We start from the raw sequence: 15,719 nt of genomic DNA on the forward strand, positions 1-15,719 counted from the left end.
GGGGACGGGGGCGTCGGGCCGCCGGACAGCGCGGACGTCCCCACGTGCGCGGTCGGGAGGGGCGCGGCGCGGCGCAGGCCCTCGAGCCAGGCGACGGCGTCGCCGATGGTCGCGACGCCGGACGGGTCGGCGGGGCGGGGCACGGCGCCCGCGCGGGCGGCGAGGTCGTGCAGGAGCGCGGTGCGTTCGGCGGGGTCGATCGCCAGGTCGGCCTCGAGGTCGAGCTCGTCGTCGAGGCGTGCCTTGGGACGGCCGGTGCGGGCGGCGACGGCGGCGTGCACGGCGGCGCGGGCGTCGAACGGGCCGTCCGGCAGGGCGGGCAGGGTCTCCCCCGGCAGGATGGGGCGCGGCGGCGGGACGGGCGCGTCGCCGCCGTCGAGGTGCCGGAGGATGACCTCGCGCTGGGCGGCGATCAGCTCGCGGCCGGCGCGCAGGTACTCCAGGACGGCCGCGTCGGAGCGGCGGCGGTCGCCCACCGGGCCGTCGAGGCGGGTGGCGGGCCGCGGCGCGCCGGGCGGGACGTCGCCGTCGGCGGTCGTGACGGTGTGCCCGTCGACGAACCAGGCCGGTGCGGGCGCGGGCGCGTCGACGGGACGGGCGTCGCGGCCGGCGAACAGCGGCAGCGGGTCGACCGGGACGCCCGCGGCGGCGAGGCGCGCGAGGGCGTCGAGGAGGCCGTGCAGGCCGTCGCAGCCGACCGCGGTGTGCGGGCGGTCGCCGAGGACGGCGCCGACGAGCCGGGTGAGGGCGCCGCCGGGTCCGGCCTCGACGAAGGTGCGGGCGCCCGCGGCGTACATCGCCTCGATCTGCTCGGCGAACCGGACGGGCGCGGCGAGCTGGCCCGCGAGGGTCGCGGCGAGGTCGGCGGGTTCGGCGTCGTAGGGCGCGGCGGTCGCGCCGGACCACACGGGGAACGCCGGGGACCGCAGGTCGCGGCCGGCGAGCGCGGCGCGGAGGCTCCCGGACGCGGCGGCGACGAGCGGGCTGTGCAGGGCGCAGCCGACGGGCAGCCGCTCGGCGGGCAGGCCGCGGGCGGCGAGGACGCCGAGGGCGCGGTCGACGCCCGCGGAGGTCCCGGCGATCACGGTCTCGCGGGGCGCGTTCTGCGCGGCGACCGCGATGTCGGACACGTCCGACAGGACGTCGCGCACCTCGTGGAGCCCGGCGGCGACGACGGCCATCGCGCCCGGGTCGTCCCCGGCGGCGGCGAGGATCGCGTCGGCGCGGGCGGCGCTCAGCTCGATCAGGTCGGCGTCGTCGAAGACCCCGGCGGCGCACAGCGCGACGATCTCGCCGTGCCCGTGCCCGGCGGCGAGGTCGGGGTGGACGCCGACGGCGGTGAGCAGCCGGTGGACGGCGAGGCCCGCGAGCCCGAGGGCGGGCTGGGCGACGCGGGGGTCGGCGAGCGCGGCGCGGCGGCGGCGGACGTCCTCCGGCGTGAACGCGGCGGGCGGGAACATCGCGGGCGCGTAGTCCCGGCCGAGGCGCAGGAGCCGCTGCAGGCGGGGGAACGCGATGAACAGGTCGGCCTGCGCGCCCGGCCGCGGGCCGAGCAGGCCGGGGAACAGGAAAGCCACCTGGCCGGGGTCGCTCCCGGTCTCGGCGGCACCGTCGAGCCGTGCGCGCAGGTCGTCGGGGGAGGTCGCGGCGAACGCCGCCGCGACCGGGCCGTCGTCGGCCGCGACGGTGCGGGCGAGGTCGCGCAGCCGGTGCCCGGACGCCGCGAGGGCGCGCAGCCGTTCGACGTCCGTGCCCGCGCGGATCACGAACAGTTCGGCGGGCCATTCGGCGAGCCCCGACACCGGTTCGGGCGCGCCGCCGTACCCGGACAGGACGGCGTGGTAGCGGGTGCCGTCGCCGGTCGCGGCGACGGCCGCGTGCCGGTCGCCGGGCGGGACGGCCCACGGGCGCGGGGACGTCCCGAACGCGAGGGGCCCGCCGGCGTCCCACGCGTCGTTCGGGCGGGCGAGGTGCGGGGTGCCGGGCAGGACGCCGGCGTGCAGGGCGCGCGCGGACTTGATCAGCCCGGCGAGCCCGGCGGCGGCGCCGGTGTGCCCGATCTGGGACGTCGCCGAGCCGAGGGCGACGGAGCCGGGCGCGGCGCGCGCGAACAGCGAGGCCAGGGCGCGGAGTTCGGCGCCGTCGCCGGGCACGGTCGCGTCCCCGGACGTCTCGACGAGGCCGGTGCGCTCGGGGGCGACGCCCGCGCGCTCGTGCGCCCGCAGCGCCGCCCGCGTCCGCCCGTCGGCCCCGGCGACGCCCTTGACGACCGCGTAGACGCGGTCGCCGTCGCGTTCGGCGTCGGCGAGCCGCTTGAGGACGACGCACGCGACGCCCTCGCCGGGGGCGATCCCGTCGGCGGCGGCGTCGAACGGGGCGCAGCGGCCGGACGGCGACAGCGTCCCGGCGGCCGCGGCCCGCAGGTAGTCGTGGATCGCGGTGCGCAGGTCGGCGGCGCCGCACAGGACCATGTCGCTGCCGCCGGAGGCGAGTTCCCGGCACGCGGCGTCGAGGGCGGCGAGCGACGACGCCCCGCCGGCCGCGACGGTGTGCGCGGCGCCGCCGAGGCCGAGCCGGGCGGCGATGTCGCCGGGCCGGACGCCGACGAGCGACGCGGCGGTCGGAGCGGGCAGCCGTTCGGCGATCTCGGGCGGGACCTCGCCGAACCAGGCGGGGAGGGCGGCGCGGAACGCGTGGGCCGCGGCGAGGTCGCCGCCGCCCTCGGTCCCGAAGACCACCGAGGTGCGGGCGCGGTCGAAGGCCCGGTCGCCGTAGCCGGCGTCGTCCAGCGCCCGGGACGCGACCTCCAGCGCCAGCAGGTGCGCGGGGTCGATGCCGCCGAGGTCGGCCGCGGGGACGCCGTGCGCGTCGGCGTCGAACGGGGTCTTCGGCAGGAGGCCGCCCCACTTCGACGGCGTCTTCCCGTCCTCGGCGGCGCCGTGGTAGACGTCCGGGTCCCAGTGGGCGACCTCGGTGACGGCGCCGGACCCGCGCAGGACGTTCGCCCAGTACCGGTCGGCGTCGCGGGCGCCCGGGAGCACGCAGTCCATCCCGACGATCGCGATGTCGGCGGGGCGGGGCGCCGTGCCGCGCCCGTCCAGCCCGAGTTCGGCGGCGCGGCCGGCCAGCAGGGCGGTGGCGCCGGACGTCACCTGCTCGTGCAGGACGGCGACGCCGGTCTTCGCCGACCGCAGCGCGGCGACCTGGCCGAGCAGGTAGAGGCCCTCGGCGCGCTGCTCGTCGGTGTCGACGGGCGCGCCGCGGCGCAGGCCCTTCCCGGCGATCCGCAGCCGCGCCAGGTTCAGCTTCTCCAGCCGCCGGAACGCCTCGTGCCGCGACATGCCGGTGCCGAGCAGTTCGGTGCGGGTCTCCTCGAACGTCCGCACGTACGGGGTGACGGCGCAGCGGGTCGCGTGGCCGGGGGACGTCTCGAGCAGCGCGGTCGCGGTGCAGTCGAGCGCCGTCTCCTGGTAGCCCGGACGGACGGCGCCCGCCGCGACCGCCTCGGACGTGAACAGGTACGCGGTGCCCATCAGCACGCGGACGTCCGCGCCGCGCTCGGCGAGCGGCCCGGCGAGCGCCGCGACCATCGCGGCGGACCGCTCGTCGTGGATCCCGCCCGCGAACATGACCGACAGCCGCGGGGCCTCGTCGGGGTGCGCGGCGCAGAACGCGTCGAGCCGGTCGAGCTGCGCCTCCCACAGCGGGAAGCTCGGGAGCGGGCCGACGGGCCCACCGCACTCCATGCCCGCGAACACGAACCGGCGGGTGCCCTCGGCGAGGAAGCGGTCCAGCTGCTCGGGCGCCGGAACGCACAGGTACGTCCGGGTCCCGACCTCTTCGAGCGGTTCGGCCTGCACGGGCAGGCCCCCGGCGAGAAGCGCGTACGGGGGCGCCGCGGCGCGGACGGCGGCGAGCTGCTCGGCCCGCAGCTCCGGCGGGACGAACCCGACCATCCCGACGCCCCAGGGCCGCCCGCCGAGCCGGTCGGCGGTGTCGCGCAGCAGCTCCGCCACCGCGTCGCCGCCCATCGCGCCGAGCGCCAGGAACGGCAGCCCGCCGTCCTGCGCGACCGCCGCGGCGAACGCGGACGTGTCGCTGACTTCCGCCATCGGCCCCTGCGCGACCGGGTACTCGCCGCCGTGCGGGCCGTCCTTCGGGGCGAGCGGCGCGACCCGGACGGCCGCGCGGATGTGCTCGGCGATCCCCCGCCGCACGGCCTGCACCACGCCCCCCGCGGTCTTGTACCGCGCCGCGAGCGTCCCGTCCGGGGCGTCCGGCGCGTCCGTCTCCGCGACACCGTCCAGCTGGGCGTCCAGCACGACGCCCGCGGCGCCCCCGGCGACCGCGGCGGCCGCCGTCCGGGGCCCGATCCCGCCCGCCGCGTACGCGGGGACGCCCAGGGCCAGCAGATGCTGCAGCAGGACGAACGTCGTCGCGTCGTCCGCGCGGCCGCCCGCCTCGCGGCCCCGCGCGACCAGCCCGACGCCGCGCGTCCCGTCGATCCCGCGGGCCGCGTCCAGCGCCGCCGCGGCCTCGGCCGGGTCGACGACCTCGACCAGCAGCCGCCGCCCGCGCGCGAACGCCGCGACGTCCGGGCCGTCCGCGGCGCCGAGCAGCGGGGCGTCCACGAGGACGGTGCCCGCCGCGTCCGGCAGCTCCTCCGGCCGGACCCGGCAGCCCGCCGGCACCCGGACCCCGAACGGGCCCGGCCACCAGCGCACCACCTCGTCCAGCGCGGCGAGCCCGGACGCGCGGTCGGCGCCGAGGTCCAGCACCCCGAGTCCGCCCGCCCGCGCGACCGCCACCACCGCGCGCGGCGCCGCGCCCCCGGACGGGGCGACCCCGATGATCTCGGCCTGGGGGGCACCCCCCGGCCCGCGCCCGTACCGGTTCCCGCCCCTGTCCGCCGTCATGAACTGCCCCCCGACGTCCCGCGCCGTGACGGGCGCGGCTCGACAACGATTCGTCACACTACGTTCGGCAACCGAGCGAATACCGGGACGACACACCCGAGGGCGCGCCCATGGCGTCACCGCAAAGGAGATTGGGACGTCCCTTGACGGATCCGAGACCGGGGCCGCGTCCCGCCCGGCCGCCGCGGCACGGCCGATACCCTTGCTCGAATGACCGCCGAAGGACGGCCCGGCGAGGCCCCGGACGCGGCGCCGTTCGAGTACGGCGCCGACGGGCCCCGGGTGATCGTGACGGGCGTGGACGGATCGGACACGTCCCTGCGGGCCGCCGCGTACGCGTGGGGCCTCGCCCGCCGCGGCGGCGCGCGGCTGATCCTCGTGCACGCCACGCCGATCGCCGCGCTGTCCATGCTCACCCCGGGCGGCGCGGCCGTCATGCAGGAGGCCGCCGAGGAGATCGTCGGGGAACTCGAACAGGAGATCGGCCGCGCCTACGCGCAGGCCCCCGTCGACTACGAGATCGTCGCCGCGCAGGGCGACCCGTACACCGTCCTCGCGCGCGTCGCCGACCGGTCCCGCGCGGACGCCGTCGTCGTCGGCGCGTCCACGCAGGCGGGGCACCGGCTGGTCGGGTCGGTGGCCGTCCGGCTGGTGCGCGCGGGCCGCTGGCCCGTCACGGTCGTCCCCTGACGGGTAGGACGACCGGTTCGCGGGGAAGGCTCCCGAGTGCACGGTTCGGGGCGTCCGGGAGGCGAGCGGCGATGTCGGATCCCTACCTGACCGAGATCGGCTGGACGGGCTCGGCCCTGCGGCTCGCCGGACGGCTCGAGCACCGCGGGACCCCGCGCCTCGAACTGCTGCTCCGCGAGCGCGGCGGCGAAGCCGTCGTCCGCGTCCCCGCCACCGCCCGGACCGACGGCCCGCACGTCGCGTTCGAGGCGCGGATCGACGTCGCCGCCGTCGCGGGCGGCGCCCCGCTCCCCGGCGGCGTCTGGGACGCCGGCCTGTCGGTCGACTCGGCGGACGCGGTGCCGCTCGCGCGCGCCCCCGGCCTCGACGCCTCCCCGCAGCGCGGGTTCCTGGACGGCGGCACGACCGTCGCGGCCTACATCAGCCCCCTCGGCACCCTCGCGATCGACGTCGGCGGGCGGACGCACCCCGCCGGCTCCGTCCGCGCCGACGGCCTCCGGTGGGACGAACGCACCGAACACGTCGAGGTCAGCGGACGGCTCGACGTCGCCGGGCTCGCGACGCCGATCTCCGCGACGCTGCACCTGCGGGAGCGCCGCGGCCGCGCCTACGAGGTGATCTGCATGCTCGACGACCGTCCCGAGGGCCTGCACTACACCGCCGTCCTGCCGGTGACCAGGACGTTCATCGACGAGCCGCTGCCCCGCGGCACCTGGGAGGTGTGGCTGCGCCTCGGCTTCTCCGGGATGCACCGCGAGCTGCGGGTGCTCGCGCCCGCCGAACCCGTCGACGTCCGGGTGTGGCGGCGGCTGTGGCACGTGCGGATCGCGTCCACGGCCGCGCCCGACCCGCTCACGATCACCGTCGGCCGGGCCTGAACGCCATCGACGCCGACACCACCGCGCACAGCAGCACCACCACGGCCGTCCCGCCCGCGAGGTTGATCCCGGCCGTGACGATCCGCGCGTCCAGCGGCCCGTTCAGCAGCAGCGGCACCACCGCCATCAGCGCCACCGCGAGCCCGCCGATGAACGCGAACGCCCGCACCGGACGCGCCGCACCCGCCAGCAGCAGATGCATCAGCGCGGTCCCCTGCACCGTCGCGGCGAGGACGCACAGCGCGTAGCTGGTCGCCGCGCCCTCCACGGCGACGTCCGTCCCCGCGAACACCGGGACCTCGATACCGAACATCGCCCGGAGGCCGAACACCGCCGCGAACGTCAGCAGCGACCCGCCCGCCGCGCACGACAGGCCCGTCCACCACAGCTGCCGCAGCGGCAGTTCGGGCTCGCTGTCGGCGTGCCGGGCGACGAACTCCTCGAACCGCCGGGGCGGGGCCTCCCGCCTGCGCACCGCCGTCGAGGGGCACCGGAACGACCGCTCCCACGGCCGTGCCGCCGGGCGGCTCCCGCCGGGCCGCCCGAATGGCGAATCGGGCATGTCCCCTCCCCCGCTGCGAAATCGACCAGGTACTACCCGGACCCGTTCGCGGGAACTCCCCGAAGCCCAACAATTTGCAGACGTTTGGCGGCATAACAGCACGACGCGCCGCCCCCTTCCGGGGACGGCGCGCCGCGTCGGGCCGTCAGATCTGGCCCGCCTTCTCCAGGGCCTCGCAGCAGGTGCCCGTGATCAGCCGCGCCACCACGTACGGGTCCACGTTGGCGTTCGGGCGGCGGTCCTCGATGTACCCCCGCTTGTCCACCTCGACCTGCCACGGGATCCGCACCGACGCGCCGCGGTTCGACACGCCGTAGCTGAACTCGCTCCACGGCGCCGTCTCGTGCATCCCGGTCAGCCGCCGCTCGATGTCCGCGCCGTAGCCCTCGACGTGCGCCTGCGCCCGGGCGCCCAGCGCCTCGCAGGCCGTGACGATCGCGTCGTACCCCTCCCGCATCGCCTTCGTCGAGAAGTTCGTGTGCGCGCCCGCGCCGTTCCAGTCGCCCTCCACCGGCTTCGGGTCGAGCGTCGCCGACACCCCGTAGTCCTCCGCGATGCGGTAGAGCAGCCACCGCGCCACCCACAGGTGGTCGCCGACCTCGACCGGCCCCGCCGGCCCGATCTGGAACTCCCACTGGCCGGGCATGACCTCCGCGTTGATGCCCGAGATCTTCAGCCCCGCCGCGAGGCACGCGTCCAGGTGCGCCTCGACGATCTCCCGGCCGAACACCTCGTCCGCGCCGACACCGCAGTAGTAGAACCCCTGCGGCGCGGGGAAGCCCCGCTCCGGGAACCCGAGCGGGCGCCCGTCCTTGAAGAACGTGTACTCCTGCTCGATCCCGTACCAGGAGTCCTGCACCTCGTACTTCTCCGCGACGGGACGCAGCTCGGCGCGCGTGTTCGTCTTGTGCGGCGTCCCGTCCACCAGGTACACCTCGGACAGGACGAGCTTGTGGTCGCCGCCGCGGATCGGGTCGGGGCACACGAACACGGGCTTGAGCACGCAGTCCGAGCTGTCACCGGGAGCCTGGTTGGTGCTGGACCCGTCGAACCCCCAGTCGGGCAGGTCCGCGCCGTCCGGAAGGATCTTGGTCTTGGACCGCAGCCGGGCGGTCGGCTCGGTGCCGTCGATCCAGATGTACTCGGCCTTGTAGCTCACGTCGGTCCCTCCGCAGGTGTCGGACTTCCACGAACGTGCCAACCAGCCGTTTCACATCCATTGCTCATTTGTGAACGACGTGTAAAACGCGGAACGTCGGTGACGTTTGCCATACTCCGACTCCATGAGTCACGAGCCGGTCGCAACATCCCCCCACCACCACGTCCGCTTTCTCACGGCCCTCGGCCGCCACGACTTCGAATCCGTCGTCCGCCAATGCACCGGCCTCCTCGGCGACGACGCCCGCGGCGCCGTCGCCGACGCGTTCGCCGCCCACCTCGCCGACCAGGCGACGTGGCCCGACGACCTCGACACCGACCGCCTGCAGCGCGCGTTCCGCGAACTGGACACGTCCGGCATCGTCGCCCGCCTCGACCACGCCTGCTGCCAGAACTGCGGCCTCGCCGAGCTCGGCGGCGAGGTCGCCGCGGGCGACGAGCCCCGCGGCTACGTCTTCGCCCACCGCCAGGACATGGAGGCCGCCGTCGACGACGGGATCCTCACCCTCGCCTACGGCTTCTTCCACGAGGACACGCAACCCCCGGAAGCCCAGGCCGCCATCGGCGAGGACGTCGCCGCCGCCCTCCGCCGCCACGGCCTCTCCGTCGACTGGAACGGCGACCCCCGCCGCCGCATCGACGTCCGCCTCACCTGGCGCCGCCGCCGCTACACCCGCCTGGCCGCCTACCCCGGCTCCCCGCCCCCGACCGGCGGCCCGGTCACCGTCTCCTACGAGAACGGCCCGTCCGGTGGCGGCCAGTCCGAAGACCTCCCCGTGACCCCCGCCGAAGCACGGGACCTCCTCCTCACCCTCACCCCCTACAAGGGCAACTTCATCAACTTCATCACCCCGACGAAGTCCCTGATCGCCACCTACGACCCGGGCCCCCGCCTCAAGTTCGAAATCCCCGACCCCGCGAACCGCTGCTACCACAGCCGCCACGTAACCATCGAAGAAGCCGAACAGATCGTCACCGTCCTCGCCACCGAAGACCGCCAAACCCTCACCGACAACCTGACCACCGAACCCTGGGCCTGACAGCCGCCCCACCCCAACAACCAAACCCCAAACCGCGCAATCACTCGGGCGATGGACGCCAAGGCCAGCGACCCGGATGACGACGGGACGGCCGGAGGGCTCGCGCTCATGGGCTATTGGCACGCTAATGGCACGAAGACCCCGTCTCCATGATCCGGAGCGGGGTCTTTCTGCTGGTGGGCGCGGACGGTTTCGAACCGCCGACTCCTCGCTTGTAAGGCGAGTGCTCTACCCCTGAGCTACGCGCCCGCGTGCTCGCCGGGAAAGCGTACCCCGACCCCGGGGACGATCGCGAAACGGTATCTCGGGGCGGCGGTGGGGGCAGATGTCCGTGAGGTCGGTCGACGGGTGGACCGCATGGGGCCTGCGGACGGACGAGCTCGGGCGATGGCTCGCGGAGCGTCCGGGCGGCGGGAGTGCGGCTTCGGCGGCTCTGTGCCGTGGGCCGGACATAGGGGGCGGTTCGGTGGTGCGCGGGGGCGTCGATACGCTGGCGGGGTATGTGTGGGCGTTCGCGGGGATCGGTGAGGGTGCTGTGGGCGCTCGCGCTGGTTCTCGGTGTGCTGCTGATGCACGGGGTGCAGGCGTCCGGGAGTCCGGTGGACGCCGCGGGCGTCGCCGTCGCGCAGCACCATCCGGCGCCCGACCACGACGGCGGTGAGCACCATTCCGGCGGGCAGGTGTGCCTGGCGTTCCTGAGCGTGCTGCTGCTGGGGTTCGCGCTCGTGCTCGTTCGGTGGCGCCTGCCGGCGGTGCGGGACGTGCGGGGCCGGGGCCACCGGGTCGCGTTTCGCGGCGGGCGCTCTCCTCCGTGCCCGACGCCCTTCCAGTTGGCCGTGCTGCGGCTGTAGAGGTCCGCGCACCTCGACGGCAACGGCACGACAACGGAAGGTTCGATGATGAAGCGTGTTGTCGGGACGATCCTGCTGCCGGCCCTCGCGATCGGGCTGGGGGCCTGCGGGGGCGGTGGTTCGGCGGGGCCCGCGCCGGCGAGCGCGGCGTCGTCCGCCGCGCACAACGCGCAGGACGTCATGTTCGCGCAGATGATGATCCCGCACCACCGGCAGGCGGTCGAGATGGCCGGGCTCGCGGCGACGCGGGCGGGGTTGCCGGAAGTGAAGGAGCTGGCCGTGCAGATCGAGAAGGCCCAGGGATCGGAGATCCGGACGATGGCCGGGTGGCTGCGGTCCTGGGGCGAGCCCGAGTCTGCCGGGCACATGGGGCACGGCATGGACGGGATGATGTCCGACGGGCAGATGGCCGAGCTGAAGGGGCTGTCCGGCGCGGCGTTCGACCGCGCGTTCCTCGAGATGATGATCGAGCATCACGAGGGGGCCGTCACGATGGCGCGGGAGGAGCAGGCGGGCGGCGGGTCCCCGGACGCGAAGGCGATGGCGGGCGCGATCGTCCGCACGCAGCGGGCGGAGATCGCCGCGATGCGGGAGCTGCTCGACGGGATGTAGCCGGTCAGCGGCGGGTCGCGGCGCGGGTCAGGTGCCGGTTGAACCAGTCGGCGGCCTGCGTCGTGACCTCCTCGAGGGCGCCGGGCTCGTCGAACGCGTGCGCGGCGCCGTCGACGACGTGGATCTCGGCGGTGTCGAGGGTCCGGGCGGCGCGTTCGGTCAGGTCGCGGACGGGCGTGTCGGCGCCGCCGACGATCAGCAGGACGGGCGCCCGGACGCGGGGCAGCGACGGGCCCGCGAGGTCGGCGCGGCCGCCGCGCGACGCGACCGCGGCGACGCGGGGGCGGGCGGCCGCGGCGGCCAGCGCGGCGGCGGCGCCGGTGCCCGCGCCGAACAGCCCGACGGGCAGCCCGGCGGTGTGGGGGGCGGCCTCCAGGCCGTCGGTGAGCCGGTCGATCGCGCCGATCAGCCGGAGGGTCAGCAGTTCGAGGTCGGAGCGGAGCGCGGCGGTGACGCGGTCGAGCTCCTCCTCGTGCCCGGTGAGCAGGTCGAGCACGACGGTGCCGAGGCCCGCCGCGTTCAGCCCGCGCGCGACGGTGCGGTCGCGGGCGCCGTCGCCGGTGTGGACGACGAGCACGATGCCGGTCGGTTCGTCCGGGATGTCGAGCTCCGCGTCGAGGGCGGTGTCGGCGAGGTCGAGCCGGACGGCGCTCATGTGTTCGGCGGCTCGGCGCTGATGTCGGCGAGGACCGAGTGGTCGTCCCGCTGGATCGCGAGGTCGCCGATGGACACCATGCCGACGGGCCGGTCCCCGTCCATGACGGGCACCCGGCGGACGGCGTGCTCGCTCATCAGCCGGACGGCCGTGTCGGCGGCCGAGCCCGCCGGGACCGTGATCACCCGGGTGCTGCAGATCTCGCCGACGGCGGTCGCGGCGGGGTCGCGGCGCAGGGCGACGCCGCGGACGACGATGTCGCGGTCGGTCACCAGCCCCCGCAGGCGGCCCTCGTCCACGACGAGGACGTCCCCGATGCCGTGCTCGCGCATCAGCTCGCCGACCCGCGCCAGCGGCGTGTCCGGGGACACCGTGACCGGCGCGGGCGTCATCACCTCGTTGACCGTCATACCGTGGGTCATGTCGCGCCTCCCCTCTCGGGGGCTCGCGTACCCAGGCGCCCGGCGGGCATGCGCGTCAGGGCGAGGCGTCCGGCCCGTCCTGCTCGGCGAGGAAGCGCTCGAACTGGGCGCCGAGCTCGTCGGCGGTCGGCATGTCCTGCGACTCGGCGAGCAGGTTGTCGCGCTGCGCCGCGCCCGCGAACGCGTCGTACTGCTGCTCCAGCGCGCGGACGACCTTCTCCACCTCGTCGTTGCCCTCGACCTGCTCGGCGATCTCGGCGTCGGTGGCGGCGGCCGCGGTGCGGACGGCGTCCACCGGCAGCGCGAGGCCGGTCGCGGCGACGATCGCCTCCAGGGTCGCGACGGCCGCGGCCGGGTACGCGGACTGCGAGAGGTAGTGCGGGACGTGCACCGCCAGCCCGACCGCGTCGTGCCCGGCTTCGCCGAGCCGCAGCTCCAGCAGCCCGGCGGCGCTGCCGGGCACCTGCACCTTGTCGAACCAGGTCCCGCGGTCGATCAGCTCGGGCCGGGTCGCGTGCGAGGTGATCCCGACCGGACGGGTGTGCGGCACGCCCATCGGGATGCCGTGGAAGCCCACGACGAGCTTCACCCCGAGCCGCTTGACCAGGTGCAGGACGGACGCGGTGAAGCCCTCCCAGAGCCGGTCGGGTTCGGGGCCGGTGAGCAGCAGGAACGGCGTGCCGGTCTCGTCCTCGACGAGCCGGACGACCAGTTCGGGCGCCTCGTAGGAGGCCCAGTGGTCGCGGTCGAACGTCATCGGCGGCCGGCGGGCCCGGTAGTCGATCAGCGAGTCGACGTCGAAGCGGGCGATGACCCGGTGGTCCAGCGCGTCCAGGATGTGCTCGCGCACGAGCTGCCCGGTGGACCCGGCGTCCACGAAGCCGTCGAGGCTGTGCAGCAGCACCGGCCCGGTCAGCGCCGGCAGATCGGTGTCGAGCTCGTACAGATCCTCAGGGTTCAGCAACTTCTCCCCCACATCATCATGTCGATGTTCTCAACACTAGGACATGCGGGGGTCATCCCTTCGGCACGAGTCGGTCGCTCCCCGGCCGGGGCGGCGGGTCAGCCGAACACGCGGCTGGCGAGGAAGTCCTCAGGGCGGAGGGTGGTGAGATCGGCGCGGCCGACCTCGCCGGGGCGGTCGAGGAGGCGGGCGGCGTGCCGCAGACGGGCGCGTTCGACGGCGTTGCGGACGGAGCGGGCGTTCGCGAACCGGGGGCGGGCGCGGCGGCGGTCGAGGTAGTCGCGGAAGACGGGTTCGGCGTCGGGGGCGAGGACGTAGCCCTCGCGCCGCAGCATCAGGTGCCCGATGGCCTCCAGTTCGTCCGGTTCGTAGTCCGGGAAGTCGATGTGGTGGGCGATGCGGGAGCTCATGCCGGGGTTGGACGCGAAGAAGGAGTCCATGCGGTCCTTGTAGCCGGCGAGGACGACGACGAGGTCGTCGCGCCGGTTCTCCATCACCTGGAGCAGGATCTCGATGGCCTCCTGGCCGTAGTCGCGCTCGTTCTCGGCCCGGTACAGGTAGTACGCCTCGTCGATGAACAGGACGCCGCCCATCGCGCGCTTGAGGACCTCCTTGGTCTTGGGCGCGGTGTGCCCGACGTACTGGCCGACGAGGTCGTCGCGGGTGACGGAGACCAGGTGGCCGCGGCGGACGCGGCCGAGGCGGTGCAGGAGTTCGGCGAGCCGGACGGCGACGGACGTCTTGCCGGTGCCGGGGGCGCCGGTGAAGCACATGTGCAGGTTGGGGCGGCCGGAGTCGATGCCGAAGCGGGCGCGGGCGCGGTCGACGAGGAGCAGCGCGGCGATCTCCCGGACGCGGGTCTTGACGGGCGCGAGGCCGACGAGCTCGGCGTCGAGGGCGGCGAGGACGTCGTCCACGCGGGAGTCGGCGCGTTCCCTCGCGAGGTCGACGCGGGCGTCCGGGGGGAGGGGCTCCCCGGCGGAGGGCGAGGTGTCCGCCGGGGAGCCGGCCCGGTCGGCCGCGCCGTTCGCGCGCAGGCCGAAGGCGGGGCGTCCGGTCAACGCTCCGCTCCGTAGCGCTCGCCTTCGGGGCGGTCGGCCGCGTAGGGGTGCAGCGTGTAGCGGATCCGCCGGTCGGAGGTCTCCTGCCGGTCGAGGCGGAAGCCGGGCTCGGCGGGCGGGCGCTGCACGATGAACGACAGCGCGGTCGTCTGCCGCCCGTAGCGGGCGTCGTAGGCGTTCAGCCGGACGTAGTGGGACGGGTACGCCCTGCGGCACTCGTTGATCTCGTAGAGGACGCCGGCGGGGTCGGCGAGGTCGAACATCGGCAGGCCCCACATGTCCCAGTACGCGTTGCGCGGGTGGGGGTCGTCGGTGAACTCGACCGAGCAGGGCCAGCCCTGGGCCAGCGCGTAGCCGATCTGGAGGGTGATCTCCTCGTCGGTGAGGTCGGGCAGGTAGGAGAAGGTGCCTTGGGTGATCCGCATCAGATGCTCACCGGGGTTTCGACGGCGTCGGGGGTGTCGGTGGACGCGTAGGTGAAGGTGATGTCGCCCCAGGTGGACAGGGCGACGTCGAGTTCGCGGCTGTGCTTGGCGGCGGCGCGCAGGATGTCGGGGCCCTCGGCGAGGTAGTCGCGGCCCTCGTTCCGCGCCTTGATCATCGCTTCGAGCGCGACGCGGTTGGCGGTCGCGCCGGCGGCGATCCCCATCGGGTGGCCGATGGTGCCGCCGCCGAACTGCAGGATCGAGTCCTCGCCGAGGTAGTGCAGGAGCTGGTGCATCTGGCCCGCGTGGATGCCGCCGGACGCGACGGGCATCGTGCCGGGCAGCGACGCCCATTCCTGGTCGAAGTACAGGCCCTTCGCGGGGTCGGCGGCGATCCTGTCGAGGCGGAGGGTGTCGTAGTAGCCGCGGACGCTGTTCGGGTCGCCCTCCAGCTTGCCGACGACGGTCCCGGCGTGGATGTGGTCGACGCCGGCGAGGCGCATCCACTTGGCGATCACGCGGAAGTTGACGCCGTGGTTCTTCTGCCTCGTGTAGGTGGAGTGCCCGGCGCGGTGCAGGTGCAGCAGGACGCCGTTCCTGCGGGCCCACGCGGCCATCGACTGGATCGCGGTGTAGCCGATGGTCAGGTCGATCATGACGATGACGCTGCCGAGTTCCTTGGCGAACTCGGCGCGCTCGTACATGTCCTCCATCGTGGCGGCGGTGACGTTGAGGTAGTGGCCTTTGACCTCGCCGGTGGCGGCCTGCGCCCGGTTCACGCCCTCCATGCAGTAGAGGAACCGGTCGCGCCATCGCATGAACGGCTGCGAGTTGATGTTCTCGTCGTCCTTGGTGAAGTCCAGGCCGCCGCGGAGCGCTTCGTAAACGACACGGCCGTAGTTGCGGGCGGAGAGGCCGAGCTTGGGTTTCACGGTGGCGCCCAGGAGGGGACGGCCGAACTTGCCCAGGTGTTCGCGCTCCATGACGATCCCGTGGGCCGGGCCCTGGAACGTCTTCACGTAGTGGGTCGGGATCCGCATGTCCTCGAGCCGCAGCGCCTTGAGGGCCTTGAACCCGAAGACGTTCCCGATGATGGACGACGTCAGGTTCGCGATCGAGCCCTCCTCGAACAGGTCGAGGTCGTAGGCGATGCGCGCGATGAACTGGTCGTCGTGCCCCGGCACCGGATCGACCCGGTAGCACTTGGCCTGGTAGTTCTCGTACGCCGTGAGCCGGTCGGTCCACACGACCGTCCAGGTCGCGGTGGACGACTCGCCCGCGACGGCCGCGCCCGCCTCCTCCGGCGGGACGCCCGGCTGCGGGGTGATCCGGAACGCGGCGAGGACGTCGCCGTCCTTCGGCTCGTAGTCCGGGCGCCAGTAGCCCATCTCCGCGTAGGGGATCACGCCCGCCGACCATCTGCCCGAGCTCATCGCCGCTCTCCTTCGCGCTGGGGGACGGGCGCGGCGCTCCGCCCGCGGAAGG

At 75.0% G+C, this 15,719-nt stretch carries 14 protein-coding genes and 1 tRNA gene; 5 read left to right on the top strand and 10 right to left on the bottom strand.

Annotated elements, in window-relative coordinates:
• Nucleotides 1-4,916, bottom strand: a 4,916-nt coding sequence (locus DMH08_RS11355) for a type I polyketide synthase (protein WP_125613521.1), incomplete at its 3' end; no start/stop codon positions are given.
• A gap of 210 nt (nucleotides 4,917-5,126) precedes the next feature.
• Between DMH08_RS11355 and DMH08_RS11360 the strand changes: the two genes are divergently transcribed.
• Nucleotides 5,127-5,606, top strand: a complete 480-nt coding sequence (locus DMH08_RS11360) for a universal stress protein (protein WP_125613523.1) — start codon at nucleotides 5,127-5,129, stop codon at nucleotides 5,604-5,606.
• A 71-nt stretch (nucleotides 5,607-5,677) separates the two neighbouring features.
• Nucleotides 5,678-6,484, top strand: a complete 807-nt coding sequence (locus DMH08_RS11365) for a hypothetical protein (protein ID WP_026400688.1) — start codon at nucleotides 5,678-5,680, stop codon at nucleotides 6,482-6,484.
• Here the strand turns inward: DMH08_RS11365 and DMH08_RS11370 are convergent.
• Together DMH08_RS11370 and glnII are read right to left on the bottom strand one after the other, a co-directional pair.
• A complete protein-coding gene (locus DMH08_RS11370; RefSeq protein ID WP_125613525.1) occupies nucleotides 6,465-7,046 on the bottom strand; it encodes a hypothetical protein in 582 nt (193 codons plus the stop codon). The genes DMH08_RS11365 and DMH08_RS11370 overlap by 20 nt on opposite strands.
• Nucleotides 7,047-7,191: 145 nt before the next feature.
• Entirely contained in the window at nucleotides 7,192-8,205 is a 1,014-nt protein-coding gene (glnII, locus tag DMH08_RS11375) for a glutamine synthetase (RefSeq protein WP_026400689.1), read from the bottom strand.
• Between the two features lie 124 nt (nucleotides 8,206-8,329).
• On the opposite strand from glnII, the gene DMH08_RS11380 reads away from it, so the two are divergent.
• Complete coding sequence (locus tag DMH08_RS11380; RefSeq protein WP_051300053.1) at nucleotides 8,330-9,244, top strand: DUF6891 domain-containing protein; 915 nt, start codon at nucleotides 8,330-8,332, stop codon at nucleotides 9,242-9,244.
• A gap of 174 nt (nucleotides 9,245-9,418) precedes the next feature.
• On the opposite strand, the gene DMH08_RS11385 is transcribed toward DMH08_RS11380, so the two are convergent.
• Nucleotides 9,419-9,493 (bottom strand) — tRNA-Val (locus DMH08_RS11385).
• Between the two features lie 275 nt (nucleotides 9,494-9,768).
• Here DMH08_RS11385 and DMH08_RS11390 point away from each other — a divergent pair.
• Complete coding sequence (locus DMH08_RS11390; protein ID WP_125613527.1) at nucleotides 9,769-10,095, top strand: hypothetical protein; 327 nt, start codon at nucleotides 9,769-9,771, stop codon at nucleotides 10,093-10,095.
• Nucleotides 10,096-10,140: 45 nt separating this feature from the next.
• Nucleotides 10,141-10,707: a DUF305 domain-containing protein gene (locus DMH08_RS11395; protein ID WP_125613530.1), complete on the top strand. Its 567-nt coding sequence runs from the start codon at nucleotides 10,141-10,143 to the stop codon at nucleotides 10,705-10,707.
• Nucleotides 10,708-10,711: 4 nt separating this feature from the next.
• Here the strand turns inward: DMH08_RS11395 and DMH08_RS11400 are convergent, their stop codons facing one another.
• The 6 genes from DMH08_RS11400 to DMH08_RS11425 all read right to left on the bottom strand — a co-directional run bounded on the left by DMH08_RS11400 (nucleotide 10,712) and on the right by DMH08_RS11425 (nucleotide 15,667).
• A complete protein-coding gene (locus DMH08_RS11400) occupies nucleotides 10,712-11,362 on the bottom strand; it encodes a dienelactone hydrolase family protein (protein ID WP_125613533.1) in 651 nt (216 codons plus the stop codon).
• A complete protein-coding gene (locus tag DMH08_RS11405) occupies nucleotides 11,359-11,784 on the bottom strand; it encodes a CBS domain-containing protein (protein ID WP_199747743.1) in 426 nt (141 codons plus the stop codon). Before DMH08_RS11405 ends, DMH08_RS11400 begins: the two co-directional genes overlap by 4 nt.
• A 55-nt stretch (nucleotides 11,785-11,839) precedes the next feature.
• Entirely contained in the window at nucleotides 11,840-12,748 is a 909-nt protein-coding gene (locus DMH08_RS11410; RefSeq protein WP_026400714.1) for a proteasome assembly chaperone family protein, read from the bottom strand.
• A 98-nt stretch (nucleotides 12,749-12,846) separates the two neighbouring features.
• Nucleotides 12,847-13,809 (bottom strand): CbbX protein, encoded by a 963-nt coding sequence (gene cbbX / locus DMH08_RS11415; RefSeq protein WP_125613536.1) that lies wholly within the window; start codon nucleotides 13,807-13,809, stop codon nucleotides 12,847-12,849.
• Nucleotides 13,806-14,234: a ribulose bisphosphate carboxylase small subunit gene (locus DMH08_RS11420; RefSeq protein ID WP_026400716.1), complete on the bottom strand. Its 429-nt coding sequence runs from the start codon at nucleotides 14,232-14,234 to the stop codon at nucleotides 13,806-13,808. Before DMH08_RS11420 ends, cbbX begins: the two co-directional genes overlap by 4 nt.
• Nucleotides 14,234-15,667 (bottom strand): form I ribulose bisphosphate carboxylase large subunit, encoded by a 1,434-nt coding sequence (locus tag DMH08_RS11425; RefSeq protein WP_026400717.1) that lies wholly within the window; start codon nucleotides 15,665-15,667, stop codon nucleotides 14,234-14,236. The genes DMH08_RS11420 and DMH08_RS11425 overlap by 1 nt, the downstream gene beginning before the upstream one ends.
• Nucleotides 15,668-15,719 lie beyond the last annotated feature (52 nt).

The sequence above is a fragment of the Actinomadura sp. WAC 06369 genome (assembly GCF_003947565.1).
Classification (GTDB): domain Bacteria; phylum Actinomycetota; class Actinomycetes; order Streptosporangiales; family Streptosporangiaceae; genus Spirillospora; species Spirillospora rifamycini.